Source organism: Streptomyces flaveus, assembly GCF_014647675.1.
Taxonomy (GTDB): Bacteria; Actinomycetota; Actinomycetes; order Streptomycetales; family Streptomycetaceae; genus Streptomyces; species Streptomyces flaveus.
Genome location: NZ_BMPQ01000004.1, coordinates 67,486 through 93,440 on the forward strand (window position 1 = coordinate 67,486; position 25,955 = coordinate 93,440).

The following is a 25,955-nucleotide window of genomic DNA, read 5'->3' on the forward strand; positions in this document are numbered from 1 at the left end:
AGTTCGACGATCATGGAACCCGCATCCCACGGCCTGCGCGAGTCGGCGACCTTCGACCGCGCCACCATCCACGCCATCCAGCGCGCCGCCGAGACCGGCATCTACGACATCCGCGGCTGGGGCGCCAAACGGAAACTCCCGCACTTCGACGACCTGCTGCTGCTCGGCGCCTCCATGTCCCGCTATCCGCTGGAGGGTTACCGCGAACGCTGCGACACGGACGTCGTCCTCGGCACCCGGCACGCCAAGCACCCCCTGCGGCTCGCCACCCCCGTCACCATCGCCGGCATGAGCTTCGGCGCGCTGTCCGCCCAGGCCAAGGAGGCCCTCGGCCGCGGTGCCAGCGAGGTCGGCACCTCGACGACCACCGGCGACGGCGGCATGACCCCTGAGGAACGCGGCCACTCCAAGCACCTCGTGTATCAGTACCTGCCGTCCCGCTACGGCATGAACCCCGACGACCTGCGCGCCGCCGACGCGATCGAGGTCGTCCTCGGCCAGGGTGCCAAGCCCGGCGGCGGAGGCATGCTGCTCGGCCAGAAGATCACCGAACGGGTCGCCGGGATGCGGACGCTGCCCGTCGGCATCGACCAGCGCAGCGCCTGCCGCCACCCCGACTGGACCGGCCCCGACGACCTCGCCATCAAGATCCTCGAACTGCGCGAGATCACCGACTGGGAGAAGCCGGTCTATGTGAAGGTCGGCGCGACACGGACGTACTACGACGTGAAGCTCGCCGTGCACGCGGGCGCCGACGTCGTGGTCGTCGACGGCATGCAGGGCGGCACGGCCGCCACCCAGGACGTGTTCATCGAACACGTCGGTATCCCCACCCTGGCCGCCCTGCCCCAGGCCGTCCAGGCGCTGCAGGAGCTGGGCGTCCACCGTGAGGTCCAGCTGATCGTCTCGGGCGGCATCCGCAGCGGCGCCGACATGGCCAAGGCGCTCGCCCTCGGCGCGGACGCGGTCGCCATCGGCACGGCCGCACTGATCGCGCTCGGCGACAACCACCCGAAGTACGACGCCGAGTACCGCGAACTCGGCTCGGCCGCAGGCTACTTCGACGACTACCAGGACGGCCGCGACCCCGCCGGCATCTCCACCCAGGACGAGGAACTCGCCGCCCGCCTCGACCCCGCCGAGGCCGGCCGCCGGCTCGCCAACTTTCTCCGCGTGATGACCATGGAGGCCCAGACCCTCGCCCGCGCCTGCGGCAAGGCCCACCTCCTCCATCTCGAGCCGGAGGACCTGGTCGCTCTTACCATCGAGTCCGCTGCCATGGCCCGCGTCCCGCTCGCGGGTACGAACTGGATCCCCGGGGAAGGCCTGTGATCGCCGTCGTAGGCGCTGGGCTGATGGGCGCGGCCACCGCCTGGCAACTGGCCCGGCGTGGCCACGAGGTCACACTCATCGAGGCGTACGACATCGCCCACAGGCACGGCAGTTCGCACGGCAGCTCGCGGATCTTCCGGCGGGCGTACGCCGACCCCTTCTACGTACGGCTGACCGGGCAGGCGCACGAGCAGTGGCGCGAGCTGGAGGACGACGCCTCGACTCCCTTGCTGCGCACGACCGGTGGCCTCGACATGGGCGAGGACCGCGACCCGAAGGCGCTGGCGGCCCTCCTCGACGCGGCCGGAGTGCCGCACGAACTCCTCGGCCCGGAAGCCGCCGCGGAGCGCTGGCCGTACATCCGCGTCACGGGCCCGGTGCTCCACCACCCGGACGCGGGCGTGGTCGACGCCGACGAGACCGTAGGGGCCTGCGTACGGCGGGCGATCGAACACGGCGCGGAAGCGATCATCGGTGTACGCGTCACGGGCATCGACGTCCGGGGCGGCGAGAGGGTTCTGCTGCACACCGACGACGGCCGTGAGATCGTCGCGGACACCGTGGTGATCGCCGCGGGATCCTGGCTGCCCGAGCTCGAACTGCCCGTCGCCCTGCCGCCGTTGCAGGTGACCCAGCAGCAGGTCTTCCACTTCCGGCAGCGCGATCCGTCCGTGAAGTGGCCGACCCTGGTCTGGGACGGCGCGCTGCACCTCTACGGCCTGCCGTCGGGAAGCGACGGCGGCCCGCTCCCCGCGGTCAAGGTCGCCGAGCACGACCGCGGCACGCCCACCACCGCCCGTACCCGCAACGGCGTCGTCGACCCGTCGTCGCGGACTCGGGTGAGCGGCTTCGTCCGCGACCGGCTCCCGGGCCTCGAGCCCGACCCGGTGGCCGAAGCGACCTGCCTCTACACCACCACCCCCGACGAGGACTTCGTCCTCGACCGCCATGGCCCCTTCGTCATCGCCTCTCCGTGCTCCGGTCACGGCGCCAAGTTCGCCCCGCTCATCGGCGCGATGGCCGCCGACCTCGCCACCGGCCGTACCGAGCCCCACCCCCGATTCCGCCTGGACCGCGCGGGCTAGGATGCGCCGGTGACCGAGCATCCGGAACCCGCAGCGGACTCCCAGGACTCCGACGACCAGGCGCTGGAGCGCATCATCGCGGTCCGGGCCCGCGAGTACCGGCAGGCGGCGGGGCTGTCGGTCGGCGAGATGGCGCAGCGGGTCGGCATCTCCAAGGCCATGCTGTCGAAGATCGAGAACGCCCAGACCGCGTGCAGCCTCACCACGCTCTCCCGGCTCGCGCGCGGTCTCGACGTCCCGGTCACCGCCCTGTTCCGCGGCATGGACGACGAACGCGAGGCCGTCTTCGTCCCCGCCGGGCACGGCGCCCGGATCGTACGGCGCGGCACCCGCGTCGGTCATGAGTACGCCCAGCTCGGCTCGCTGCGGGGCGCCCACAAACGGATGGACGCCCTGCTGGTCACGCTGACCGAACAGAGCGAGGTCTTCCCGCTCTTCCAGCACGCCGGCACCGAGATCATCTACATGCTGGAAGGCGTCATGGTGTACGGCCACGGCAAGTCCAGCTACACCCTGCGCCCCGGCGACGCCCTGCAGTTCGACGGCGAGGCCCCGCACGGCCCGGAGCGGCTGGTCGAGTTGCCGATCCGCTTCCTGACGGTGACGGCCTTCGGGGACAGCCCGCAGCACTGAAACCCGGTGTTAATCGGCCACGGAAGTGTCTTGTAACGCACCTCCAGTCTACTGCGGTGAAACGACGTTTCTTCCTGCTGGACCTCTCCGCGGAGCGTGCGCATGGACACCGGAAGTACCGCTTGGATGCTCGCGAGCACGGCACTCGTCCTTTTGATGGTGCCGGGCCTGGCGCTCTTCTACGGTGGCATGGTCGCCGCCAAGAGCGTCCTGAACATGATCATGATGACCTTCGGGTCCGTCGCCCTGGTCGGCTGCATCTGGGTCGTCTACGGCTACTCGGCCTCCTTCGGCGACTCGATGGGAGGCGCTGGAATCCTCGGTGACGTCACCGAGTACTTCGGCCTGAGCGACGTCATCAAGGACGACCCGAAGGCCACCATCCCGCTCTCCGTCTTCGCCGCCTTCCAGGCCCTGTTCGCGGCCCTCACCGCCGCACTGATCTGCGGTGCGATCTCCGACCGCATCAAGTTCGGCGCCTGGATGGCCTTCACCGGCATCTGGGTCACCCTGGTCTATCTGCCCGTCGCCCACTGGGTGTTCGCCTTCGACGGCGACGACGTCGTCGGCGGCTGGATCGTCAACGAGCTCGGCGCCATCGACTTCGCCGGGGGTACGGCCGTACACATCAACGCCGGCGCGGCGGCCCTGGCGATGATCCTGGTCCTCGGTAAGCGCATCGGCTGGCAGAAGGGCACAGAACGGCCCCACAACCTGCCCCTGGTGATGCTCGGTGCCGGCCTGCTCTGGTTCGGCTGGTTCGGCTTCAACGGCGGCTCCGCGCTGACCTCCAGCAACGCCGCCTCCGTCGTCGTACTCAACACCTTCACCGCCACCTGCTCCGCGATGCTCGGCTGGCTCCTCGTCGAGAAGCTCCGCGACGGCCATCCCACCAGCCTCGGCGCCGCCTCCGGAGCCATCGCCGGACTCGTCGCCATCACCCCCTCCTGCGGCGCCGTCTCCCCGCTCGGCGCGCTGGCCCTCGGCGCGATCGGCGGAGCCGTCTGTGCCCTCGCCGTCGGCCTCAAGTACAAGTTCGGCTACGACGACTCCCTCGACGTCGTCGGCATCCACCTCGTCGGCGGCCTCACCGGTACCCTCCTGGTCGGCATCCTCGCCACCTCTGACGCCCCGAACGGCGTCGACGGCCTCCTCTACGGCGGCGGTCTCTCCCTCCTTGGCAAGCAAGCGGTCGGCGCCTTCGCCGTCCTCCTGTACTCCTTCGCCGTGACGTGGCTGATCGCCAAGGCGCTCGACAAGACGATGGGCCTGCGGGTGAGCCCCGAGGAGGAGCAGGAGGGTGTCGACGTCCACCTGCACGCGGAGAGCGCCTACGACCTCACGCACCCACCGACCACCGCCCCGACCCCGGAGCCTGCCGCTGCGGGATAGGGGCCGTACGGGAGGACTACAGCCTCGGGGCGGGGCGGCCGGACATCTGCGGACGGTGCAGCACGAGGTGCCTGCGCCGAGCACACGCGTGCGCGTCCGGTCCGCCTGCCCTCGGCCCCGGGCGCCTGCCTGACGGTCAGGGACTCTCCGCCGGGTGACCCCACTTACCGCCTGGGCGCGTGTTTCCCCCACCGCCCCGAAGCCCTGGATACCGCAGAAGCGGGTCCTGGTTCCGGAGGCCCCGGGCCGTGCGTTCACCGAAGTCCAGTGGGTCACCGCTCAGAGCGAGATCCCCACCTGGCGTGCCGCGTCCGGACGGGCGTTCAACTGCATGGTCGGCCGGAAGCATCCTGACCGGAACCCGGGCCGTGCTTCGGGCACGAGATCAGCGCGGTGCGAAGTCGGGATGCCGATCTACTCCGATACCGGCAGGCGGGGCGATCGTGTCCGCTGCCTACCGGCGTTGCGGTAGCGCCAGACAGTGGCCAATGCGGTCCGGGCGCCGTGGCCTCAGCAGGGCCCACCGCCGCCGGGAGCTGCCGTCGCACTTCAGAGGCGTACTGCGACGCCATGCGGTCGCTGCCGGACACGTCGGCGGTCAGTACCTGGTTGCTGTCGGTGGAACCGGTGCGGGCCCGTGTGAACAGTTCGGCGTTGCGTCAGGTCAGGCGGCACTCGGAGTCGAGGACTTCATGCGCGGATCCCGGCGAATCAGCGGCGCCGCCTTGACGTGCACCGAAAAGCGAGAATACCGTTCTCGTATCCAGAGATCGATGTTACCGATCGTGATCGGTGTGATCGGTGCAGCCCGACCGGAGGACCAGATCTCATGCCGCACTTCAAGAAGCCCGCCGAGGGCAGCTGGACCGAGCACCTCAAGATCGGGACGGAGCCGGTCTCCTACGAGGACTCGATCTCCCCGGAGCAGTACGAGCGCGAGCGCGAGGCCATCTTCAAGCGGACGTGGCTGAACGTCGGCCGTGTCGAGCAACTCCCCAGGAAGGGCAGCTACTTCACCAAGGAACTGGACGCGGCGCGTACCTCCGTCGTCGTGGTGCGCGGCACGGACGGCGAGGTCCGGGCCTTCCACAACGTGTGCCGGCACCGCGGGAACAAGCTGGTGTGGAACGACTTCCCGCGCGAGGAAACCAGCGGTGTCTGCCGCCAGTTCACGTGCAAATACCACGCCTGGCGCTATGACCTCGACGGCAAGCTCGCCTTCGTGCAGCAGGAGGGCGAGTTCTTCGACCTGGACAAGGCCGCGTACGGGCTCAAGCAGGTGCGGACCGAGGTGTGGGAAGGCTTCGTCTTCGTCAACCTCGACCCGGAGAACACCACGCCGCTGCGCGAGTACTTGGGGGAGTTCGCCAAAGGGATCGAGGGCTATCCGTTCCACAAGCTCACTCAAGTGCACAAGTACCGCGCGGAGATCGGCAGCAACTGGAAGCTGTTCATCGACGCGTTCGCCGAGTTCTACCACGCGCCGATCCTGCACTCCGGCCAGTACATGGCCGAGGAGGCCCGCAAGATCCAGAAATACGGCTACGAGGCGCTGCACTACGACATCGACGGCCCGCACAGCATGGTGTCCTCCTGGGGCGGTATCGCCCCTCCGCACGACCGCAAGATGGTCAAGCCCATCGAAGCCGCCCTGCACAGCGGCCTGTTCGGGCCGTGGGACGCGCCCGACATCGGTCTGGCCCCGGAGGATCTGCCGCCCGCGATCAACCCGAGCCGGGACAAGCGATGGGGCATGGACTCGTTCGTCTTCTTCCCCAACTTCATGCTGCTGATCTGGCGGCCCAACTGGGTGCTCACCTACCACTACTGGCCGACGTCGTACAACACGCACATCTTCGAGGGGACGTGCTACTTCGTCCCGCCCGAGAACGCCTTCCAGCGCCTCCAACAGGAGCTCGCCGCCGTCTCGTTCAAGGAGTACGGCCTGCAGGACGGCAACACCCTGGAAGCCACGCAGACCATGCTGGAATCCCGCGCGGTGCGGGAGTTCCCCCTCAACGACCAGGAAGTTCTGCTGCGGCACCTGCACCAGACCGCCCGGGCGTACGTGGAAGATCACCAGCGACGCGGCGCCGAAGCCGGTACTCCGGCCACATCCTGACCCGAGGAGAACCGAACCATGGCCAGTGTCTTTCCCGACGGCTTCGAAGCCCTGGAGCCCTTCGCCGACTGGGCGGTCCGGGGCGAGAAAGCCCGCTACGCGAAGCGCCTCGCCAGCACCATGGACGAGCTCGACGCCTTCTACAACGTGGCGTTCCCACTGCTCCAGTCCAGCAAGGACTATCTGGAGCAGGTCTCCATGGAGGGCATCTCCGAACAGGACAAGCGGCTGCTGTGGCTGTTCTGCGCGCTGGTGACCGTCGCCTTCCCCGTGGAGGCGTGGCGCCAGCCGAGGGTTCCCGACTCGGGCCCGTCGACCATCGACGCGATCCTCGAACCGGCCGTGTGACCACTGGCCCGAAGGAGCCGAGCGATGCCCCGACCGCGCACCCCGCAACCGCCCGTCCTGCTCCGCGCCGCGCGCCTGCTCGACGTCGACAAGGGCGAGTACGTCACTCCTGGCGAACTGCTCGTCGAGGGCGAGCACATCACCAAGATCTCGCCCACCTCCCTGCCCGAGGGCACCGTGGTGGTCGACCTCGGTGAACTGACCCTGCTCCCCGGTCTGATGGACATGGAGGTCAACCTGCTGCTCGGAGGCCCGGACCATCGAAGTCCGCTGGTCGCGGTGCAGGACGACCCGGCCGTGCGCACCCTGCGTGCCGTGGCCAACGCGCGCCGGACCCTGCGCGCGGGCTTCACGACGGTGCGCAATCTCGGCCTGTTCATCCAGACAGGCGGACTGCTGCTCGACGTCGCTCTGCAGAAGGCGATCGACCACGGCTGGATCGACGGGCCGCGCGTCGTCCCCGCAGGGCACGCGATCACGCCGACCGGAGGGCACCTGGACCCGACGATGTTCCAGGCGTTCGCCCCGCACGTCCTGCCCCTGACGGTGGAGGAGGGCATCGCGAACGGGATCGACGAGGTGCGGAAGGCCGTCCGCTACCAGATCAAGTACGGAGCCCGGGTCATCAAGGTCTGTGCGTCGAACGGCGTCATGTCGCACACCGGCCCGGCCGGTGCCCAGCAGTACTCCGACGAGGAACTGCGCGCCGTCGTCGACGAGGCCCATCGCGCGGGCCGCAAGGTCGCCGCGCACTGCATGGGCGAGCAGGCCGTCCGGGCCGCGCTGGACGCGGGCATCGACTGCATCGAACACGGTTTCCTCACCAGCGGGGCCACGCTCGACCTGATGGCCGAGCGGGGCACCTTCCTCGTGGCCACGACGTCCCTCGCCGACGACATGGACCTCTCGCAGGCCGACCCAGGACTCCAGGCCAAGGCCGCCGAGGTGTTCCCACGCGCACGGGCCACCATCTCCGAGGCCGTACGTCGCGGCGTCCGTGTCGCCTGCGGCTCCGACGCCCCCGCGATCCCGCACGGTCGTAACGCCAGGGAACTGGTCGCCCTCGTGAACCGGGGCATGTCCCCGCTCGACGCGATCCGCGCCGCGACGACCGTCTCCGCCGACCTCATCGACGTGGACGACCGTGGCCGTCTCGACGCTGGCCTGCTCGCCGACGTGATCGCCGTTCCCGGCGATCCGCTCTCGGACATCACGGTCACCACGGACGTCCGCTACGTCATGAAAGGCGGACAGGCCCACCGCGACGACACCGCTGCCGCCTGAGGAGAGCGGGGCCCGCACAACGCCTTGTCCGATGCTCCAGTCATGCCGAGAACAGTACTCTCGGCATCAGAGAATTGTAATGCCACCCAGGCTGATGGGAGTGCTGATCAGCTGCCCCCGCTGATCCCGCCCAGACAGAACTCCCAGACTTCCTCGGCGGTCACGGCAGTCGCATGGCTCTCGGCGGGAACGCCCGTTGTCTGGGCCGTGAACATCGCGGTCTGCATGACCAGCGACGCCACGCGGCGCGGCTTTGCCGCACGTGTGTCCCCCGACTCCACGGCCTTCTCCACCAGTTCGGTGAAGACGTCGAGCAGCGGCATGTGCGCGGTGGCCACTTGTGCGGGATGCGCGGCCAGCAGCTGCATGGCGAAGTCCGTGAACAAGGGGCTCTGCTTGCCAGGTCGCGGCTGTGACTGCTTGTAGAGCAGCTCCACCGCGATCCGCAGGCGCTCCAGCGGCTTCTTGGCTGCCGAGGTCGCTTCGCGGATCTCGGCCGCGGACTTGGCCAGCGCGTCCTCGAACAGGGCGAGCAGCAGCTCATGCTTGCCGTCGAAGTGCTGGTAGAAGCTGCGCAACGACTGCTTGGACCGCTCGACCACCTCCTGCACGGTGAAGTCGGTGGTGCCCTTCTCGGCGATGAGTTCCTGGGCCGCGTCCAGGAAACGCTGGATCCGCTGCTCGGCACGGAGTTTGGCGGCACGGGTGGACCGCTCGACGGCGCGCTGGCGCCAGGCCGGCGGAGCGGGCTCTGCGGGGACGGCGTTCATTTGCAGAACGATACTCCACGCCCGTGAAAAGCAAGGGGCTTCCCCCTACCGAATCAGGCACCCCAACAAGCGAGACTCTTACTTGCGCTAAAGGAGAATGTTATTCTTGTCTCGACGTGGCCACGCCGCCGGGCCGCGCCACCACGACGGCCCGACGTGAGGACGCGCGATGGAATTCGTGCTCGACGAGGAGCAGTTGATGCTCAGGCGCACGGTGCGCGAGGCCGTCGCCAAGTCCCGCGCCCGCGGCGAGGACGACCAGTGGGCGCTGTACCAGGAGCTGGGCTGGCTCGAGGCGCCGCCCGTAGAGCTCGCCCTGATCCTGGAGGAGCTGGGATACGTGGCCGATGGCACGCCCTTCCTCGCCTCCGCGACCTGGTTCGCCCCGGTGGCCGGGCGGCTCCCGGAGGGTGCGGGCACGGCGGTCTTCGACGGTGCGGGCCGCTATGTCCTTGATGCCGACCGCGCCGGCGAGATCGCGGTGCGGACCCGGGACGGCGTACGGATCGTGCCCGCCGGCGAGCTGCCGGTGGAGCGGGTCGACGTCTTCGACTCCAGCCTTCACATCGCTCACGTGGACGTACGGGACGCAGCCCACGGGGTGCCCGCCCTCGCTCTCATGGGACTGGCCGCCACCGCGGTCGGCAGCTGCCGGCGCATCCTCGACCTCGTCGTCGACCACGTGAAGGAGCGGCAGCAGTTCGGCCGTCCCCTGGGAGCGTTCCAGGCCGTCAAGCACAAGGCGGCCGACATGTACGTAGCCATCGAACGCGCCCGCGCCCTCACCCACTTCAGCGCGCTCACCCTCGCCGAGGACGACCAGCGCGCGACCGGCGCCGCCCATATGGCGAAGGCCGCGGCAGGGGAGTGCCAGCGCTTGGTCTTCCGGCATGGGCTGCAGCTGTTCGGCGCCATGGGCTTCACCTGGGAGCACGAGCTCCAGATCCACCTGAAGCGGGCCAAGGCCTGCGACCTGCTGCTGGGCACCGCCGCCACGCACAGAAGGGCACTGCTGACCCGATGAGGCTCGCCGACGACCCGGACATCGGCCGGTTCCGCGCCGAATTCGCCGCCTTCCTGGACGCCCATCTGCCGACCGCGGCCGAGGCGGTGGAACGCCCCCGCTCCAGTGCGCATGTCCCCGCCTGGGCCCGGCGCTGGCAGCGCACCCTCTTCGACGCCGGATGGCTGCTGCCCGGACAGCCGCCGGAGTTCGGCGGCCGCAACGCCACCCTGCCCCAGCAGCTCGCCCACCTGGAGGAGCTGGCGCGGCGCCGCATCTACCACAGCTTCAACCCCCAGGGCCTCGGCATCGTCGCCGCCTCCCTCATCACCTTCGGCACGGACGAGCAGAAGCACCGCTGGGCGGTGCCGGTGCTGCGGGCCGAGATCACCGCCGCGCTCGGCATGAGCGAGCCGGGCGCCGGCTCCGACCTCGCCTCCCTGCGGACCCGGGCGGTCGCCGACGGCGACCACTTCGTGGTCAACGGCCAGAAGGTGTGGACCTCCGGCGCCCACGACGCCGACATCCTGCTCACCTTCGTCCGTACGGACCCGGACGCGCCCAAGCACAAGGGCATCAGCTGTCTGGTCATCCCCACCGACACCGACGGAGTGGTCCGGCGCCCCTTCGGCTCCCTCGCCGCGCCCGACGACCTCGACTTCAACGAGGTCTTCTTCACCGACGTGCGCGTCCCGCGCGAGAACCTCGTCGGCCCGCTCAACGAGGGCTGGCGCGTCGCCAACGGCTCGCTCGGGCACGAGCGCACCCTGCTCTGGCTCAGCTTCGCCGAACGCCTCGACGACCTGATCCGCGACGCCCCCTGCGACGAGGACTGGTACGCCACCCTCCTCATGGACGCCCAGGCCCTGCGCCTGCTCGGCTACCGCCAGCTCGGCCCGGACCCCGACCCCGCCGAGATCTCCGTCCTCAAGCTCCTCGGCTCCGAAGCCGTCCAGGACGCCTCGCTGCACGCGCTGGAGGCGCACGGCGCGGACGGGCTGCGCCACCCCGAGCTGACCGGCCCGTACCACCACATGAACGCCGAGGATTTCAGCGCCAGCTGGTTCGAGCGCTATGCCCGCAGCTTCGCCGGGACCATCGCGGGCGGCACCAGCGAGATCCAGCGCAACATCATCGCCGAGCGCATCCTCGGCCTGCCGCGCTGAGGCCCGTACCGCAGAAGGGACGCAAGCCGCCATGGAACAGATCCTTTATGAGGCGAAGGACGGCGTCGCCGTCATCACCCTGAACCGGCCCGAGGTCGCGAACGCCCAGACGATGGCGCTGCTCGACGACCTCGACGCCGCCTGGACCCGGGCCGCGCAGGACGACGACGTCCGGGTGATCGTGCTGCGCGCCAACGGCCGGCACTTCTCCTCCGGGCACGACCTGAAGGACCGCTGGCCCGGACCCGGCGAGCTGACCCTGGAGTGGATCTACAACACCGAGGCGCGCCGCTACCTCGACTACTCGCTGCGCTGGCGCAACGTGCCCAAGCCGTCGATCGCCGCCGTGCAGGGCAAGTGCATCGCCGCGGGGCTGATGCTGTGCTGGCCGTGCGATCTCATCGTGGCCGCCGACAACGCCGAATTCTCCGACCCGGTCGTGCACATGGGCATCGGCGGCGTCGAATACCACGGCCACACCTGGGAGCTCGGCCCGCGCAAGGCCAAGGAGATCCTCTTCACCGGCCGTCCCCTCACGGCCGGCGAAGCCGAGCAGGTCGGCATGGTCAACCGGGTCGTCCCCCTCGACGAGCTCGACGACGCGGCCCTGGAGCTGGCGGGGCGGATCGCGAAGATGCCGCCCTTCGGCCTGCGGCAGGCCAAGCGCGCCGTCAATCAGAGTCTCGACGTGCAGGGCTTCTACGCCGCCCTGCAGTCGGTCTTCGACATCCACCAGACCGGCCACGGAAACGCGCTGAGTGTCGACGGCTACCCGATCCTCACCCGCCTCGACGAGATGAAGAAGCAGCTCAAGCAGGAGGGGTGAGCGCCGGCGCCGGACGGGTCCGCTGGACATAGGGCTCTCACCGCGGATGCGCCTCGTCGAATCCCTCGTCGTCCAGGCCGTCCTCGAGTTCCACCTCGAAGGTGTTGAAGGCCATGGCAAGGGTGCCGTATCCGCCCACCGTGAACACCAGGTCCATCATCTGCCGGTCGTCCAGGCCCTCCTGCTCGGTCAGCGCGGCGTACGTGGCGTCGGACAGGCGCGAGTCCCGGTCGAGTTCGTCGACCGCGCGGTTGAGCAGCGTGTCCGCGCCGGCCCGTACCGCCGCGATCTCCTCCTCCGTCGCGCCCTTCCGGCGTGCCCCCGCCACGTGCTGCGCCCACTCGTACCGGCAGCGCCGCCGCCAGGCGATCCGCAGGATCGCCAGCTCGCGGAGTTTCGCCGGCAGCGTGCTCTTGGCCGCGAGGTGGGTGCTGAGAGTGAGGAAGGCCTTCGTCAGCTCGGGATGATTGAGCAGGAAGCTGATCGAGTTGGCGTGCGGGACGGTGCGGCCGCCCGTCATGGGGAAGATGGCGTCCTGATCCCATTCGGCGTACGGCACGGGGGCGAGTCGCGTCATGTGTTGCGGCCTCCGTTCACTCCGAGAATCTGGCCGGTGATGTACCCGGCCTCCTCGGAGGCCAGGAAGGCGCACGCCGCCGCGATGTCCTCGGGGCGGCCGACCCGGCGCACCGGGGTGCGGGCGATGTGGTCCTCGACCGTCCCGCCGAGCAGCCGCCGGGACTCCGCCTTGCGGAGCATGGGGGTGTCGACGAAGCCCGGTGGCACCGCGTTCACCGTGATGCCGGCCGGGCCGAGTTCGAGGGCGAGGGATTTGGTCAGGCCGTTGACCGCCGACTTGGCGGCCACGTAGTGCGCCATGAACGGCTGCCCGGAGTGCGTGCTGGACGAGGAGATGTTGACGATGCGGCCCCAGCCGGCCGCGGTCATGTCGGGCAGCGTGGCCTGGATGCAGTGGAAGACCCCGTGGAGGTTGACGTTCACGACGCGCAGCCAGGCCTCGAAGGACAGCTCGGCGAAGCGCTTGAAGCCGTCCACGCCGGCCCCGTTGACCAGGATCGAGATGGGCCCGAGCCGCTCACGTACGGTGTCCATCGCCTTGTCGACCTGTCCGCGGTCCGTCACGTCGGCGGTCACCGGGAGCACGCCGTCGAGGTCGGCGGGCGCGAGGTCCACGGTCGCGACGCGATGCCCGTCAGCCGCCAGCCGGCAGGCGACTGCGCGCCCGATGCCGGACGCGCCGCCGGTCACGACCGCGGTCCGCGGCGGCGTCGCCGCGCCGCTCATCCGAAGGCCTCGTCGCCGACGACGGTGGTGCGGTGCAGCAGCCGTTCGGAGGAGCGGTCGTACGGCAGCGCGCGGTGCAGGATGGCGGTGTTGTCCCAGGCCACGAAGTCGCCGACCTGCCAGTCGTGGGTGTAGCGGAACCGGTCCTGGGTGCACCAGTCCTGCAGCTCGTCCAGCAGCGCGCGGCCCTCGTCGGGTGCCATGCCGACGATGCGGTCGGCGGTGGTGCCGATGACGAGCGAGCGGCGGCCGTCGCGGCGCCGCCACACCAGGGACATCTCCCGCTCGGGCAGGCTGCGCCAGCGCGCCAGCTCCTTCTCGCTCGGGTCGGGCTTCGCCCGCAGTTGGGCGGCGGCGAAGCTGTGCACGACACGCAGGCTCTCGTAGCGCTTGCGGTCCTGCTCCGGCAGGTTCTCGTACGCGGCGTAGGTGTTCGCGAACTCCGTGCCGCCGCCCTTCATGGCGACATGGCGGGCTGTGAGGGTCGTTGCCTTCACCGGGACGTCGTCGTCCGTCGTGCCGTCCAAGTGCCAGTGGAAGGTCCCTCGCAGGTACTCGGCCGAGGGGTTCTTCGACGGGTCCAGGGAGATCGGGAAGATCCTCTTGCCACGGACACTGACCACCTCGCCCAGCTTGGAGCTGAGGGCGATCTGCTGCTCGTCGTCGAGGTTCAGCCCGCGGATCAGCAGCACGCCGCGCCACTTGAGGGCTTCGGCGCAGCGGGCGACGAGCTTCTCGTCCAGCGGGTCCGTCACGTGGGTGAACTCCACTCCCAGGGACGGGTTCAGGGCATGGGTCTCCGGCATGAAACTCCCCTTCCAAGTTACGAGAACAATATTCTCTGCATGTCGGCACGGGAAGAGTTCAGCATCAGATTCTCCTGTTCGGATGGTTGATTCGCTCAAAGAGAGAATGTAGTTTCCGTCGCAGTCGAGGTGCAGAACCGAGGAGGCCGGATGCGATTCCAGGACAAGGTCGCCATCGTCACGGGCGCCGGGCAGGGGATCGGTGAGGGCTACGCCCGCGCCCTCGCCGCCGAAGGCGCGCGGGTGGTGGTCGCCGAGCTGAACGAGACCCAGGGGCAACGCGTCGCCAAGGAGCTCGACGGTGCCCTGTACGTCCGCACGGACGTCTCCGACCCGGCTTCCGCGCAGACCCTCGTAGACACGGTGATGGGCGAGTTCGGGCGGATCGACTGCCTGGTCAACAACGCCGCGATCTTCCACGACATGCGCCGTGAAGGGCTCACCACCGTCGACTACGACTACCTGGACCGCTTCCTGAAGGTGAACCTGCTCGGCGCCCTCTACGTGACCCGTGCCGCGCTGCCGCACCTGCAGGACGGCGCCGCCATCGTCAACCAGTCCTCCACCGCCGCCTGGTCGGCCACCGGCTTCTACGGCATGGCGAAGGCCGGCATCAACCACCTCACCGTCTCCCTCGCCGCCGAACTCGGCGACCGCGGCGTCCGCGTCAACGCCATCGCACCGGGCCCCACCGACACCGAGGCGACCCGGCACATCATCCCTGCCGAGCACCGCGACGCCATGGTGCGCACCTTCGCCCTCAAGCGCATGGGCACCCCGGCCGACCAGGCCGGAGCCCTGCTCTTCCTGCTGTCCGACGAAGCGAGCTGGGTCACCGGGCAGATCGTGGCCGTGGACGGCGGATCGGTGGTGCGGCTGTGAACGCATCGCCCGCCACGACCCCGTTCACCGGCCGCCTGCTCATCGACGGCGAACTGACGACGACGAAGGCCACCTACCCCACCCTGAACCCCGCGACCGGCGAAGTCCTCGGCCACGCCCCCGACGCGACCGCCGCCGACGCCGAGACCGCCATTGCCGCCGCCCGCCGCGCCTTCGACACCACCGCCTGGGCCACCGACACCGAGCTGCGCGTGCGCTGCCTGCGCCAGCTGCACGCCGCCCTCGACGAGCACCGCGAGCAACTGCGGGACCTGACCATCGCCGAGGCCGGCGCGCCCCGGATGCTCACGCACGGTCCGCAACTCGACGAGCCGCTCGGCCTGCTGACCTACTACGCCCGCCTCGCCGAGACATACACCTTCACCGAAGACCTCGGCGAGAGCGAGCAGCGCGGGCAGCGCCACCACCGCTGGGCGGAGAAGGAGCCGGCCGGCGTCGTCGCCGCGATCCTGCCGTACAACTTCCCCAACCAGCTGGCCCTCGCCAAGCTGGCCCCGGCGCTCGCCGCCGGCTGCACCGTCGTCCTCAAGGCCGCCCCCGAGACCCCGCTGACCACCCTCGCCCTCGCCGACCTCATCGCCGGGCACACGGACATCCCCCCGGGGGTCGTGAACATCATCAGCTCCTCCGGCGTCGAGACCGGCAAGGTCCTGACCACGCACCGCGACATCGACATGGTCACCTTCACCGGGTCCACGGCGACCGGACGGCGCATCATGGCCGCCGCCGGCGACACCGTGAAGAAGGTGTTCCTGGAGCTCGGCGGCAAGTCCGCGATGATCGTCCTCGACGACGCCGACTTCGCCAGGGCGGCCATGTTCGCCGCCTTCACCATCTGCTCCCACTCCGGCCAGGGCTGCGCCCTCACCTCACGGCTGCTGGTGCCGCGCGCACACCACGACGCCATCGTGAACCTCGTCGCCGCGGGCATGGAGCGGGTACGGGTCGGGGACCCGGCGGACCCCAAGACCGCGATGGGGCCGCTGATCTCGGCGCGGCAGCGCGAGAAGGTCGACGGGATGGTGCGCCGGGCCGTCGAGGCCGGCGCGACACTGGTCGCGGGCGGCAAGCCGATCGACCCGGGCTTCTTCTACGCCCCCACCCTCCTCGCCGGCGTCGATGAGGACAGCGAGATCGCCCAGGACGAGGTGTTCGGCCCGGTCCTCGTCGTCATCCCGTACGACGACGAGGACCATGCCGTACGCATCGCCAACAACTCCGTGTACGGGCTCTCCGGCGCCGTGCACAGCGCCGACGAGCAGCGGGCGATCCGGGTCGCCCGGCGCATCCGCACCGGCACCTTCTCCATCAACGGCGGCAACTACTTCGCACCCGACGTGCCCTTCGGCGGCTACAAGCAGTCCGGCATCGGCCGCGAGTCCGGCCGCGCCGGCTTCGAGGAATTCCTGGAGACCAAGGCGTTCGCGACGGTGGTGGGCACAGCATGAGCGGGCCCCTCGAAGGCATCCGCGTCCTGGAAGTGGCCATGTACGGGTTCGTGCCCTCGGCGGGCGCGGTGCTCGCCGACTGGGGCGCCGACGTGGTCAAGGTCGAGCACGCCGTCACCGGCGACCCACAGCGCGGCCTGCGCCAGACCGGCACCCTGCGGGTCGACGGCGATCCCAACCCGAACGTCGCCCACGCCAACCGAGGCAAGCGCAGCATCGGCCTCGACATGTCCAAGCCGGAGGGCCTGGAGGTGCTGCACGAACTGGTGCGCCGCGCCGACGTGTTCCTCACCAGCTTCATGCCGGCCTCCCGGGCCCGTCTCGGCATCGACGTCGACGACATCCGCGCGCTGAACCCGAAGATCGTCTACGCGCGGGGGAGCGCCCTCGGCGTCCTGGGACCCGAGGCCGACAAGGGCGGCTACGACATGACCGCCTTCTGGGCCCGCGCCGGGACCGCCGCCAGCATCACCCCGCCCGGCGCCGACGGCATGATCATGCCGCCCGCGCCCGCGTACGGCGACACCATCTCCGGCACCAACCTCGCCGGCGGCATCGCGGCCGCGCTGCTGCGCCGCGAACGCACCGGCGAGGCGCCGGTCGTCGACGTGTCGCTGCTGGGCAGCGGCGTGTGGGCGATGGGCCACGCCATGGCCGTATCGCTGCGCCTCGAGAAGACCTGGGAGGCGCCGCAGCCCGGCGCGCACGGCTCGCCCGCCAACCCGCTCTCCGGCCTCTACCGAACCGCGGACGACCGCTACATCTCGTTCGTCATGCTGCAGCCCGCGAAGTTCTGGCCGGACGTCTGCCGGCACATCGACCGCCCCGAACTCGCCGACGACTCGCGCTTCGCCACCGCCGAGGACATCGCGGCGAACACGGCGGAAGCCGTGAAGATCCTCACCGAGACCATCGGCCGGCGCCCGCTCGCCGAGTGGAGCGAACGGTTCGCCACCCTCGCCGGACCCTGGGCCCCCGTCCAGGACACCCTGCAGGCCGCCGCGGACGCGCAGGTGCGCGCCAACAGCTACATCACCCGGGCCGGAGAGCTCGAACTCGCAGCCAGCCCGGTGCAGTTCGACACCGAGCCCGCACACCTGGAAGCCGCCCCGGAATTCGCCGCCCAGACCGAGCAGGTCCTCACCGAGCTCGGCTACGACTGGGACCGCATCCTCGCCTTCAAGGCCCAGGGCGCGGTCACGTGACCCGTTGAGTCCAGGAGGACCCATGCGCAGGTTGCTGATCGGAGTGGTCACCGTGCTCGCGGTGCTGCTCGCCGGCTGTTCCACCCGCTCGGACTCGGGCAGCGGCGAGCCCGAGGAGACCAGCGGCGCCGAGTCGAGCGCTCCCGCCGTCGACGGCCCGGACTTCGGGACGCTGAAGAACGTCTGTGGCAAGGGCGATGCCAAGGCGGTGAGCCAGCAGGGCGTCACCGACGACAGGGTCGAGCTCGGGGTCTTCACCGACCAGGGCTTCACCAAGAACTCCGAAATGGTCGACGCCGCGAAGGCGTTCACCTCCTGGTGCAACGACAACGGCGGCATCAACGGACGCAAGCTCGTGCCCGTCATCCGCGACGCGAAATTCCTGGAGGTCCGCCAGCGCATGCAGCAGTCATGCAAGGAGGACTTCATGCTGGTCGGCGGTGGCGCCTCGATGGACGGGCTCGCCACCAAGGACCGGCTGCGCTGCCTGCTTCCCGCCTTCCCGGCACAGTCCAGCTTCGCCCCCGCCGTCGGCTCCGACCTGCAGGTGATGTCCGCGGGCCCGTTCTCCGGGCATTTCCAGTACGCGGGGTTCTACCAGTGGCTGCTCAAGGAGAAGTTCCCCGGTTCCGCGCAGCACGTCGGCATCATCTCGGGCGACAGCCCGGTGACCAAGGTCCTGGCCGAGCAGTACAAGGAGTCGATCGCGACGCTCGGGGGAAAGGTCAGCTACTCCGACCTCTACCCGGCCACCGGCGTCTCCGACTGGACGCCGTACGCGCAGGCCCTGAAGAAGGAGAAGGTCAAGGGCCTGGTCTTCCACGGCGACTTCGCCAGCCTCGCCAAGCTGGAGCAGGCGCTCACCAGTCTCGGTTACGCGCCCGACTGGATCGATGCCAACAGCAACGCCTACTCCCAGAACTTCATCCAGCTGGCGGGATCGGCGCTCGGCACCCAGCACAACTACACCGAACTGTTCGCCACGCACCCGCTGGATGCGAGCAAGGAGAATCCCGCGGTCAAGAAGGTCGAGGCCCTGTTCGCGAAGTACGCGCCGGGCAAGCCCCTCACGTATCCCGCGCTGCGCGCCTTCTCAGCCTGGCTGCTGTTCGCCACCGCCGCCCGTGACTGCGACGAGCTGACCCGCCGTTGCGTGTACGACAACGCGCTGAAGATCACCGACTGGACCGCCGGGGGCATCCAGGCCCCGTTCGACGTGAGCAAGCAGAACGTGCCCGGCAAGTGCTATTCGGTTGTCGAGGCGACGCCGGAGGGCTGGAAGCCGGCCTCCTTCGAGCAGGACAGCGGCCCGTATCGCTGCGACGCACCCGTGGTGGAGTTCAAGCGGAGCTACACCGAACCGGCCCGGCTCGCCGACGTCGGCAAGTCCCTGTCCGACCTCAAGTGACGTAAGGCCTCAAGTGACGTAAGGAGCGTGACCGCGGTGAAAGTACGCGTCGATCCCGAGCGCTGCCAGGGGCACACCCTGTGTGCGATGCGCGCCCCCGAGGTGTTCGAGCTGAGTGACATCGACGGCCATTCGTCGCCGGTGGCCGAGGAGGTGCCCGAAGAGCAGCAGGACCGGGTGATCGATGCCGTCCGCTCCTGCCCCGAGCGGGCCATCAGCGTCGTCTGAACGGCAGGCACAGGGCAGGGACAGGGAGAGAGCGATGAGCAGCGAGCAGACCGACGACGGCCGGTTGCGGCCCAGGATCCACTTCGACCGCCACGCGCCCGAATACCGCGACCGGTTCGAGGAGATCACGCACGATCTGCACGGCCGGTGCCCGATGGCCTTCAGCGACACGTACGGGGGGCACTGGGTGGCCAGCGGAAACCGGGAGGTGGCGACCCTCGCCCGTGCCGCCGACGTGCTGTCCAACGACCACGACGTGCACGGCGAGCGCCGCGGCTATCAGGGCATCAGCATCCCCGCACCGGCCCGCGGCCGCGGCATCCGCGGCGGCTTTCTGGAGATGGACCCACCCGAGCAGCGCGCCTACCGCGACGCGCTCAACCCGTATCTGTCACCCGCCGCCGTCGCCCGCTGGATCCCGTTCGTCGACGAGGTGACCCGCGCCTGCCTCGACGAACGGATCGAGCAGGGGCGCATCGACTTCGTCGACGACCTCGCGAACATCGTGCCGGCCGTGCTCACCCTCGCGATGATGGGCATTCCGCTGACGAAGTGGGAGCTGTACAACGAGCCCGCGCACGCGGGCGTCTACACCCCGCCGGACTCGCCCGACATGAAGCGGGTGGTCGAGGCGCACATCGCGATGATGCGGGACCTCGCGACCACCCTCCACACCGTGCGCGCGCAGCCGCGCCCCGGGCTGGTCGACGCCCTGATCCGGCTGCGGATCGACGGCGAGCCGGCCCCGGACGAGGAGCTGCTCGGCGCGCTCGGGCTGCTCATCGGGGGCGGCTTCGACACCACGACCGCCCTCACCGCGCACGCCCTGGAGTGGCTGTCCGAGCACCCGGACGACCGGGCCCGGCTCGGCGCCGAGCGGGGCCCGCTGCTGGACTCCGCCACCGAGGAGTTCCTGCGCTACTTCACGCCCGCGCCCGGAGACGGCCGCACAGTGGCCGAGGACTGCGCCCTTGCGGGTGCCGAGCTCAAGGAGGGCGACCGCATCTGGCTGTCCTGGGCGATGGCCAACCGCGATCCGCAGGTCTTCCCCGACCCGGATCGCATCGACCTGGCGCGTACCGGGAACCGGCACGCCAGCTTCGGCCTGGGCATCCACCGCTGCATCGGCTCCAACGTGGCCCGCACCGTCTTCAAACGGATGCTGCTGCACGTCCTCGACCGCATCCCCGACTACGTCTGCGATCCCGAAGGCACGATCCACTACGACACCATCGGCGTGATTCAGGGGATGCGGAAGCTCCCCGCCACGTTCACGCCGGGCCGGCCGCTGGGCCCCGGTCTCGACGCGACCCTGGACATGCTCCAGCGCGGCTGCGACGAGCACGGCTGGGCGAAGCCGATCACCGAGCGCAAGGCCGCCGCGAAGCCTGCTGACGGAGAGAACGCCGACCGTGACTGAGTCCGCGCCGGAGGACCGACCGGCCCCGCAGATGGCGCCGGAGACGGAGTTCTTCTGGACGTCCGGCGGGGACGGGCGGCTGCGCTTTGCGGAGTGCGAGGCCTGCAGCGCACTCATCCACCCGCCGCAGCCGGTGTGCCGCCACTGCCGGGGCCGGGACTTCGCCGTCCGTGAGGTGTCCGGCCGGGCCACGCTGATCGGCTTCACGGTGAATCAGCGCTTCCCGTTCCCCGGGCTCACCCTGCCGTACGTGATCGGGCAGGTGGCCATCGAGGAGGACCCCCGGGTCCGGCTCACCACGAATGTCGTCGGGGCCGAGCCGGCGGAGTTCGAGCTCGGCATGCCGATGGAGGTCACCTTCCAGCAGGCGGGCGAGGCGTGGCTGCCGCTGTTCCGGCCGGTTCCCGACGCGCCTTACCGGCCGCTGCCGGCGGACGTGCCGCCCCGGCCCCGTACCCGGCGGGCCAGCCCCAAGTTCGAGGACAAGGCGGTCATCAGCGGCGCCGGCGCCTCCCGCATCGGCCGCCGGCTGATGCGCCCCCCGCTGGAGCTGACCGTCGAGGCGTGCGAACGCGCCGTCGCCGACGCCGGCCTGACCTTCGACGACATCGACGGCCTCGCCACCTACCCGGGCGCCGGCCCGTTCGGCGGCTTCGCCGAGGGCGGTGTCAGCGCGCTGGAGGCCGCGCTCGGCCTGCACCCGGTGTGGCACAACGGCGGCGGCGAGACCTTCGGCCCCGGCGGCTCGGTGATCGCGGCGATGCTCGCCGTGGCCGGCGGCCTCGCGCGCCATGTGCTGTGCTTCCGCACGGTGTGGGAGTCGACGTACGGCGAACTGCTCAAACAGGGCCGGATACCGGCACCATCAGGTCCGAGCGTGGACGGCTGGCTCAAGCCCTTCGGCTGCGTGTCCCCGTCTCACACCCTCGCCATGAACGCCCAGCGCCACTTCCACCGCTACGGCACCACCCGCGAGACCCTCGGCCGGATCGCCCTCAACCAGCGCGCCAACGCCGCCCTGCACCCCGACGCGGTCTACCGCGACCCGCTGACGATGGACGACTACCTGGGCGCCCGCCCCATCACCACTCCCTTCGGGCTCTACGACTGCGACGTCCCCTGCGACGCCTCGGTCGCCGTCGTGGTCTCGGCCGCCGAGACGGCACCCGACCTGGCGAAGCCGCCGGTGCGCGTGGAGGCCGTCGGCACCCAGATCCTGGAGCGGCCCGAGTGGGACCAGTCCACCCTCACTCACGAGCCCCAAGTCCTCGGCCAGGCCGCCCACCTGTGGACCCGCACCGACCTGCGCCCGGCCGATGTGGACGTGGCCCTGCTCTACGACGGCTTCACCATGAACTGCCTGTCATGGATCGAGGCCCTCGGCTTCTGCGGCATCGGCGAGGCCAAGGACTTCCTCGACGGCGGCAAGAACATCGCCCGCGACGGCGTGCTGCCCCTGAACACCCACGGTGGACAGCTCTCCCACGGCCGTACGCACGGCATGGGTCTGCTCCAGGAGGCCGTGCTGCAACTGCGCGGCGAGGCCGGGGCCCGCCAGGTCGCCAGCGCCCGCTGCGCGGTGGTCAGCAGCGGCGGACTCACCCCGAGTGGCGTGCTGATGCTGCGGAACGACGCATGACGGCCCCCACGGATCCGCTCACCGAGGACTCCGCCGGGCCACCCGTGACCGTCGCCGAGCGCGTCGTACGCGTTCTCGGCATGCCGCTGTCCGCCCGGGTCGCCGAGGCACCCGACCCCCGGGCGGTCGTTGTCGCCCTGCACGGCGGCGCCACCCACTCCGTGTACTTCGACCACCCCGGCCACCCGCGCCTGTCCCTGCTGCGCACCGCCGCCGCGCTCGGCTTCACCACTCTCGCATTGGACCGCCCCGGATACGGCACCTCGGCGCCGCACCAGAGCGAACTGGAGTCGGCCGAGCACCGCACCGAAGTCGCCTGGCGCGCCGTGGACGCGCTGCTCGCCGGGCGTGAAAGGGGCGCGGGCGTCTTCGTGTGGGGGCATTCGGCGGGGTGCGAACTGGCCCTGCGGATGGCCGCGGACGACGCGCGCGGCCCCGACCTGCTCGGACTGGAAATCGCCGGAACGGGTCTTGAGCACCACCCTGGCGTACTCGGCGCCCTCGACGCCTGGGGCCGCGACTCGCCCGGCGGCAGGACCGGACTGCGGCGCGCCCTGTGGAATCCCCCGGACGCCTACCCGCCCGATGTGCACGGCGGCCGCCACATCGGCGCGCCGTCACCGGCCTATGAAGGGCGGCGGCGCGAGTGGCGGCAGATCTTCAGCAGCCATGCCGCCCGCGTCCGCGTGCCCGTGCACATCACGATCGCCGAGCACGAGCGGGTGTGGGCCACGGGGCCGCAGGCGCTGGCCGACCTGAGCTGCCCCTTCAGCGCCGCCCCGCGCGTGATCGCCGAGGAGCAGGCGGGCGCCGGGCACAACACGAGCGTGGGCCGCACCGCCCTCGCCTACCACCTCAACGTGCTGTCGTTCGTGGAGGAATGCGTGCAGAGCATCGAGGGCGTACCCGGACTCGGAGGCGGCGATGAGTGACGCGGACGCCACGGCCCTGCTGGCGGTCCGGCTGGTCCTCGGGGCCGTCATGATCGTGCACGGCCTGAACCACTGGCGCGGCGGAGGCGGCATCGACGGCACCGCGAGGTGGTTCGGCGGGCTCGGCCTGCGCCGGCCGCGGCTGCAGGCATGGCTCAGCGTCGGCACCGAGGTGGGCGCCGGCACGCTGCTGCTGCTCGGCCTGTGCACGCCGCTCGCCTGCGCCGCCGTCGTGTCGGTGATGCTGGTCGCCGGGCTGCTCGCGCACCGGCGCAACGGCTTCTTCGTCTTCAAGGACGGCTACGAATACGTCCTGGTCCTCGCCGTCATCTCCCTGGCCCTGGCCGCCTTGGGCCCCGGCGACTACGCCGTGGACACCGCCGCCGGCATCGAGGTGACGGGCTGGGCGGGCGCGGGCCTCGCGGCCGGCCTGGCCGCGGCCGGCACGGCCGGACTGCTGGGCGCGTTCTGGCGGCCGCGGCGCCGCTGATGAGCCGCTGATGAAGAGTGGCCGGCCTCTCCCGCGCGATCCGGCGCGTCCGTAAGGTGACAGGGTTCACGGTCACCTGCGGGACGAGAGGGTGAAGCCATGGATTCGGTGCGGCACGAGCAGATACTGCGGGCGGCGGTGGAGGTGTTCGTCGAGCGCGGCTACCGGGGTACGTCGATCGACGCGGTGGCGGAGCGGGCGGGACTGACCCGGCAGGGCGTGCTGCACTATTACCCGAGCAAGAAGCGGCTGTACTTCGCTCTGCTCCATTTCCGCGAGGCGCTCACCCGGCAGCATGTGGACCATGACGACGAGCCACCGGACATGGCCTGCCGCTTCGCAGAGGCCCTCGAGTTCGACCTGGGCATCCCCTCGCTTGCGCAGGTGCACAGCGTCGTCATGGCCGAAGCCGCCATCGGACAGGAACCCGCCCGCGGGTTCGCACGTGCGCGCAGCCGCGAGCTCAACGAGATGATCACCCGCGAGCTGACCGCCTGCTACGGCCCCCGGCTGCCCAGCGGGCTGACCGCGCGCGCGGGCGCCGCCGCGCTGCTGGCGCTGGTGGCGGGGCTCCAGCAGCAGTGGCTGGTGCAGGCGGACGAGGAGGAGACCTATCCTGTGCTCGTCCGCGACTCGATCAGGGCGCTACTGCTCGGGTCGGCCGAGGCACCCGCTGCCGGCGAGCGGGGCGGACAGGCCCGTACCGCCGGGTGACCGGGCGGTACGGACGGCGAGAAGTCAGCGCGCGCCGTCGGACGGCAGTGGTACGCGGTGTGCGCTCGCGTGCGCGCGCAGGAAGGCCGCGGTCGCGCCGGTCTGGGCCAGACCCAGCGCGGACGCGTCCTCGTGCACTCGCAGGTCCACCGTGACGCCGGAACGAGCCGCGCGGGCCGCGAACCCCAGCGCGTCGTCGAGCAGCACATCGGTGCCGGCGGCCTGCAGTTGCAGGGGCGGCAGGCCGTGCAGATTGCCGTGCAGTGGGCTCAGCAGCGGCTCGTCGCGGGCGGCTCGGCCCGCATACGACGCGGCGCGCCGGTGCAGCACATCGACGTCCGTCGTACGGTCCGCCGCCGCGTTGAGCAGCAGGCTCGGCGCGTCGAGGGTCAGGTCCAGCAGCGGCGTCAGCAGAGCCGCGCACACGGGCAGGTCCACGCCCTCGTCGCGCAGCCGCAGCAGCAGCCCGGCGGCCAGTCCACCCCCCAGCCGCTTCCCGGCCAGAGCGACGGGGCCGCGCTCGCGTGCGTATGCATACGCCGTGCACACGTCGTCCAGGGCCGCGGGGAAAGCGGCCCGATAGCGTGCGCAGACCACGGTGCAGCCCGTCGCCCGGGACAGCTCCCGGGCCATGGGGAGCGCGTCGTGCGGAGTGCCGCCGAGCCGTGGGTCCCCGTGGACGTACAGCACCATGTGGTCCACCGCCCGGCCAAGCGGATGCACCTCGGGCCCGAACGGCCCTTCCGCCACGCGAAGGTCACTTGCCACGTGCCATCATCCTCTCCGCCGCCTGCCAGTGCTCATCGGCGACCCAGAGGCGGGCGAAGGCCCGCGCGGCCTCCCGCGGCGGGCAGCCGGGTCGCATTGCCTGTTTGATCTCCCGCGACGGACGGCAGGCAAGCCGGCGCGCCAGCTCCCGCCATCCGTCGGCGAACTCCGCCCGCGCCAGCACCCGGTCCACCAGGCCCGCCCGCTCGGCCTCGTACGCGCCGAGGGCCTCGCCGGTGCCCGCCAGCAGCAGCGCACGCCCAGGGCCGACGAGGGCGGCGAGCCGCTCGGCGCCGCCCCAGGCAGGCATGATCGACAACGTGACCTGGTTGAAGGCGATCCGGATGTCGTCGGCGGCGACGCGGATATCGGCGGCCAGCGCGAACTCGGCGCCGCCGCCGAAGGCGTGCCCGTTCAGCGCGGCGACGACCGGGCCCGGGAAGGCGGCGATCCGGTCGCAGATGGCCCGCATCCGCAGGGCCATCTCCAGCGCGCCCTCCTCGGTGCGGATTTCCGCGAGCTGCTTGAGATCACCGCCGGAGACGAAGGCCTTGTCGCCCGTGCCCGTCACGACCAGCGCATGGACCGCGTCCGCCGCGTCGGTGACGGTGTCGAGTGCCTTCTCCAGGCCCGCCATCGTGTCCGGCCCGATGGCGTTGCGCACGTGCGGGCGGTCGATGGTGATGACGGCGAGCCCGTCGTCGATTTCGAGGTCGACCATGTCCGGC

The 25,955-nt window shown here is 70.6% G+C and carries 26 protein-coding genes; 20 read left to right on the forward strand and 6 right to left on the reverse strand.

Annotated features, from left to right (window positions below):
- Positions 1-12: 12 nt before the first annotated feature.
- The 7 genes from IEZ21_RS09640 to IEZ21_RS09670 all read left to right on the forward strand — a co-directional run bounded on the left by IEZ21_RS09640 (position 13) and on the right by IEZ21_RS09670 (position 8,196).
- Positions 13-1,332: an FMN-binding glutamate synthase family protein gene (locus tag IEZ21_RS09640; RefSeq protein WP_189321459.1), complete on the forward strand. Its 1,320-nt coding sequence runs from the start codon at positions 13-15 to the stop codon at positions 1,330-1,332.
- Entirely contained in the window at positions 1,329-2,417 is a 1,089-nt protein-coding gene (locus IEZ21_RS09645) for an FAD-dependent oxidoreductase (RefSeq protein ID WP_189321460.1), read from the forward strand. The genes IEZ21_RS09640 and IEZ21_RS09645 overlap by 4 nt, the downstream gene beginning before the upstream one ends.
- A gap of 9 nt (positions 2,418-2,426) precedes the next feature.
- The gene (locus IEZ21_RS09650; protein ID WP_033321601.1) at positions 2,427-3,050 is read left to right on the forward strand and encodes a helix-turn-helix domain-containing protein; all 624 of its coding nucleotides are present in this window, start codon (positions 2,427-2,429) and stop codon (positions 3,048-3,050) included.
- Positions 3,051-3,152: 102 nt separating this feature from the next.
- Entirely contained in the window at positions 3,153-4,442 is a 1,290-nt protein-coding gene (locus IEZ21_RS09655) for an ammonium transporter (protein ID WP_189321461.1), read from the forward strand.
- A gap of 829 nt (positions 4,443-5,271) precedes the next feature.
- A complete protein-coding gene (locus IEZ21_RS09660; RefSeq protein WP_189321462.1) occupies positions 5,272-6,564 on the forward strand; it encodes an aromatic ring-hydroxylating oxygenase subunit alpha in 1,293 nt (430 codons plus the stop codon).
- Positions 6,565-6,582: 18 nt separating this feature from the next.
- Positions 6,583-6,912, forward strand: coding sequence for a hypothetical protein (locus IEZ21_RS09665; protein ID WP_189321463.1), 330 nt, complete (start codon positions 6,583-6,585; stop codon positions 6,910-6,912).
- A 24-nt stretch (positions 6,913-6,936) separates the two neighbouring features.
- Positions 6,937-8,196, forward strand: coding sequence for a metal-dependent hydrolase family protein (locus IEZ21_RS09670; RefSeq protein WP_189321464.1), 1,260 nt, complete (start codon positions 6,937-6,939; stop codon positions 8,194-8,196).
- 107 nt (positions 8,197-8,303) lie between these two features.
- Here the strand turns inward: IEZ21_RS09670 and IEZ21_RS09675 are convergent, their stop codons facing one another.
- A complete protein-coding gene (locus IEZ21_RS09675; RefSeq protein ID WP_189321465.1) occupies positions 8,304-8,966 on the reverse strand; it encodes a TetR/AcrR family transcriptional regulator in 663 nt (220 codons plus the stop codon).
- A 169-nt stretch (positions 8,967-9,135) separates the two neighbouring features.
- Between IEZ21_RS09675 and IEZ21_RS09680 the strand changes: the two genes are divergently transcribed.
- From IEZ21_RS09680 to IEZ21_RS09690, 3 genes are read left to right on the forward strand one after another with little or no spacing between them, the layout of a single operon-like run.
- Positions 9,136-9,990 (forward strand): acyl-CoA dehydrogenase family protein, encoded by an 855-nt coding sequence (locus IEZ21_RS09680; protein ID WP_189321466.1) that lies wholly within the window; start codon positions 9,136-9,138, stop codon positions 9,988-9,990.
- Complete coding sequence (locus tag IEZ21_RS09685; protein WP_189321467.1) at positions 9,987-11,135, forward strand: acyl-CoA dehydrogenase family protein; 1,149 nt, start codon at positions 9,987-9,989, stop codon at positions 11,133-11,135. Before IEZ21_RS09680 ends, IEZ21_RS09685 begins: the two co-directional genes overlap by 4 nt.
- Before the next feature lie 31 nt (positions 11,136-11,166).
- Positions 11,167-11,961 (forward strand): enoyl-CoA hydratase, encoded by a 795-nt coding sequence (locus IEZ21_RS09690; RefSeq protein WP_189321468.1) that lies wholly within the window; start codon positions 11,167-11,169, stop codon positions 11,959-11,961.
- 37 nt (positions 11,962-11,998) lie between these two features.
- On the opposite strand, the gene IEZ21_RS09695 is transcribed toward IEZ21_RS09690, so the two are convergent.
- The 3 genes from IEZ21_RS09695 to IEZ21_RS09705 are packed head-to-tail and all read right to left on the reverse strand — an operon-like array spanning position 11,999 to position 14,072.
- Positions 11,999-12,538 carry a carboxymuconolactone decarboxylase family protein gene (locus IEZ21_RS09695; RefSeq protein WP_189321469.1) on the reverse strand — a complete coding sequence of 180 codons (540 nt, stop codon included), beginning with the start codon at positions 12,536-12,538 and terminating at the stop codon, positions 11,999-12,001.
- Positions 12,535-13,266: an SDR family NAD(P)-dependent oxidoreductase gene (locus IEZ21_RS09700; RefSeq protein WP_189321470.1), complete on the reverse strand. Its 732-nt coding sequence runs from the start codon at positions 13,264-13,266 to the stop codon at positions 12,535-12,537. The genes IEZ21_RS09695 and IEZ21_RS09700 overlap by 4 nt, the downstream gene beginning before the upstream one ends.
- A complete protein-coding gene (locus tag IEZ21_RS09705) occupies positions 13,263-14,072 on the reverse strand; it encodes a TauD/TfdA dioxygenase family protein (RefSeq protein WP_189321471.1) in 810 nt (269 codons plus the stop codon). Before IEZ21_RS09705 ends, IEZ21_RS09700 begins: the two co-directional genes overlap by 4 nt.
- A gap of 150 nt (positions 14,073-14,222) precedes the next feature.
- On the opposite strand from IEZ21_RS09705, the gene IEZ21_RS09710 reads away from it, so the two are divergent.
- The 10 genes from IEZ21_RS09710 (at position 14,223) to IEZ21_RS09755 (ending at position 24,459) form a co-directional block, all read left to right on the forward strand.
- Positions 14,223-14,954, forward strand: a complete 732-nt coding sequence (locus IEZ21_RS09710) for an SDR family oxidoreductase (protein WP_189321472.1) — start codon at positions 14,223-14,225, stop codon at positions 14,952-14,954.
- The gene (locus IEZ21_RS09715; RefSeq protein WP_213089275.1) at positions 14,951-16,423 is read left to right on the forward strand and encodes an aldehyde dehydrogenase family protein; all 1,473 of its coding nucleotides are present in this window, start codon (positions 14,951-14,953) and stop codon (positions 16,421-16,423) included. Before IEZ21_RS09710 ends, IEZ21_RS09715 begins: the two co-directional genes overlap by 4 nt.
- Positions 16,420-17,628: a CaiB/BaiF CoA transferase family protein gene (locus IEZ21_RS09720; protein ID WP_189321473.1), complete on the forward strand. Its 1,209-nt coding sequence runs from the start codon at positions 16,420-16,422 to the stop codon at positions 17,626-17,628. Before IEZ21_RS09715 ends, IEZ21_RS09720 begins: the two co-directional genes overlap by 4 nt.
- A gap of 22 nt (positions 17,629-17,650) precedes the next feature.
- Positions 17,651-19,036, forward strand: coding sequence for an ABC transporter substrate-binding protein (locus tag IEZ21_RS09725; RefSeq protein ID WP_189321474.1), 1,386 nt, complete (start codon positions 17,651-17,653; stop codon positions 19,034-19,036).
- 27 nt (positions 19,037-19,063) lie between these two features.
- Entirely contained in the window at positions 19,064-19,264 is a 201-nt protein-coding gene (locus IEZ21_RS09730; RefSeq protein ID WP_246567492.1) for a ferredoxin, read from the forward strand.
- Between the two features lie 34 nt (positions 19,265-19,298).
- Positions 19,299-20,684 carry a cytochrome P450 gene (locus tag IEZ21_RS09735; RefSeq protein WP_189321475.1) on the forward strand — a complete coding sequence of 462 codons (1,386 nt, stop codon included), beginning with the start codon at positions 19,299-19,301 and terminating at the stop codon, positions 20,682-20,684.
- Positions 20,677-22,323, forward strand: a complete 1,647-nt coding sequence (locus IEZ21_RS09740) for a thiolase C-terminal domain-containing protein (protein WP_246567495.1) — start codon at positions 20,677-20,679, stop codon at positions 22,321-22,323. Before IEZ21_RS09735 ends, IEZ21_RS09740 begins: the two co-directional genes overlap by 8 nt.
- Positions 22,320-23,255 carry an alpha/beta hydrolase gene (locus IEZ21_RS09745; protein ID WP_189321476.1) on the forward strand — a complete coding sequence of 312 codons (936 nt, stop codon included), beginning with the start codon at positions 22,320-22,322 and terminating at the stop codon, positions 23,253-23,255. Before IEZ21_RS09740 ends, IEZ21_RS09745 begins: the two co-directional genes overlap by 4 nt.
- Positions 23,248-23,745: a DoxX family protein gene (locus IEZ21_RS09750; protein WP_189321477.1), complete on the forward strand. Its 498-nt coding sequence runs from the start codon at positions 23,248-23,250 to the stop codon at positions 23,743-23,745. Before IEZ21_RS09745 ends, IEZ21_RS09750 begins: the two co-directional genes overlap by 8 nt.
- Positions 23,746-23,844: 99 nt before the next feature.
- Positions 23,845-24,459 (forward strand): TetR/AcrR family transcriptional regulator, encoded by a 615-nt coding sequence (locus IEZ21_RS09755; RefSeq protein WP_189321478.1) that lies wholly within the window; start codon positions 23,845-23,847, stop codon positions 24,457-24,459.
- 24 nt (positions 24,460-24,483) lie between these two features.
- On the opposite strand, the gene IEZ21_RS09760 is transcribed toward IEZ21_RS09755, so the two are convergent.
- Positions 24,484-25,227 (reverse strand): alpha/beta hydrolase fold domain-containing protein, encoded by a 744-nt coding sequence (locus tag IEZ21_RS09760; RefSeq protein ID WP_246567498.1) that lies wholly within the window; start codon positions 25,225-25,227, stop codon positions 24,484-24,486.
- On the reverse strand, positions 25,217-25,948 hold the full coding sequence (locus tag IEZ21_RS09765) for an enoyl-CoA hydratase/isomerase family protein (protein ID WP_189321479.1): 732 nt from the start codon (positions 25,946-25,948) through the stop codon (positions 25,217-25,219). The genes IEZ21_RS09760 and IEZ21_RS09765 overlap by 11 nt, the downstream gene beginning before the upstream one ends.
- Positions 25,949-25,955 lie beyond the last annotated feature (7 nt).

Bases quoted from the DNA above. Each gene is read 5' to 3' on its own strand.
- IEZ21_RS09640 (WP_189321459.1), top strand. From the start codon at position 13: ATGGAACCCGCATCCCACGGCCTGCGCGAGTCGGCGACCTTCGACCGC.
- IEZ21_RS09655 (WP_189321461.1), top strand. From the start codon at position 3,153: ATGGACACCGGAAGTACCGCTTGGATGCTCGCGAGCACGGCACTCGTC.
- IEZ21_RS09660 (WP_189321462.1), top strand. From the start codon at position 5,272: ATGCCGCACTTCAAGAAGCCCGCCGAGGGCAGCTGGACCGAGCACCTC.
- IEZ21_RS09665 (WP_189321463.1), top strand. From the start codon at position 6,583: ATGGCCAGTGTCTTTCCCGACGGCTTCGAAGCCCTGGAGCCCTTCGCC.
- IEZ21_RS09670 (WP_189321464.1), top strand. From the start codon at position 6,937: ATGCCCCGACCGCGCACCCCGCAACCGCCCGTCCTGCTCCGCGCCGCG.
- IEZ21_RS09675 (WP_189321465.1), bottom strand. From the start codon at position 8,966: ATGAACGCCGTCCCCGCAGAGCCCGCTCCGCCGGCCTGGCGCCAGCGC.
- IEZ21_RS09680 (WP_189321466.1), top strand. From the start codon at position 9,136: ATGGAATTCGTGCTCGACGAGGAGCAGTTGATGCTCAGGCGCACGGTG.
- IEZ21_RS09685 (WP_189321467.1), top strand. From the start codon at position 9,987: ATGAGGCTCGCCGACGACCCGGACATCGGCCGGTTCCGCGCCGAATTC.
- IEZ21_RS09690 (WP_189321468.1), top strand. From the start codon at position 11,167: ATGGAACAGATCCTTTATGAGGCGAAGGACGGCGTCGCCGTCATCACC.
- IEZ21_RS09695 (WP_189321469.1), bottom strand. From the start codon at position 12,538: ATGACGCGACTCGCCCCCGTGCCGTACGCCGAATGGGATCAGGACGCC.
- IEZ21_RS09700 (WP_189321470.1), bottom strand. From the start codon at position 13,266: ATGAGCGGCGCGGCGACGCCGCCGCGGACCGCGGTCGTGACCGGCGGC.
- IEZ21_RS09705 (WP_189321471.1), bottom strand. From the start codon at position 14,072: ATGCCGGAGACCCATGCCCTGAACCCGTCCCTGGGAGTGGAGTTCACC.
- IEZ21_RS09710 (WP_189321472.1), top strand. From the start codon at position 14,223: ATGCGATTCCAGGACAAGGTCGCCATCGTCACGGGCGCCGGGCAGGGG.
- IEZ21_RS09720 (WP_189321473.1), top strand. From the start codon at position 16,420: ATGAGCGGGCCCCTCGAAGGCATCCGCGTCCTGGAAGTGGCCATGTAC.
- IEZ21_RS09725 (WP_189321474.1), top strand. From the start codon at position 17,651: ATGCGCAGGTTGCTGATCGGAGTGGTCACCGTGCTCGCGGTGCTGCTC.
- IEZ21_RS09735 (WP_189321475.1), top strand. From the start codon at position 19,299: ATGAGCAGCGAGCAGACCGACGACGGCCGGTTGCGGCCCAGGATCCAC.
- IEZ21_RS09745 (WP_189321476.1), top strand. From the start codon at position 22,320: ATGACGGCCCCCACGGATCCGCTCACCGAGGACTCCGCCGGGCCACCC.
- IEZ21_RS09750 (WP_189321477.1), top strand. From the start codon at position 23,248: ATGAGTGACGCGGACGCCACGGCCCTGCTGGCGGTCCGGCTGGTCCTC.
- IEZ21_RS09755 (WP_189321478.1), top strand. From the start codon at position 23,845: ATGGATTCGGTGCGGCACGAGCAGATACTGCGGGCGGCGGTGGAGGTG.
- IEZ21_RS09765 (WP_189321479.1), bottom strand. From the start codon at position 25,948: ATGGTCGACCTCGAAATCGACGACGGGCTCGCCGTCATCACCATCGAC.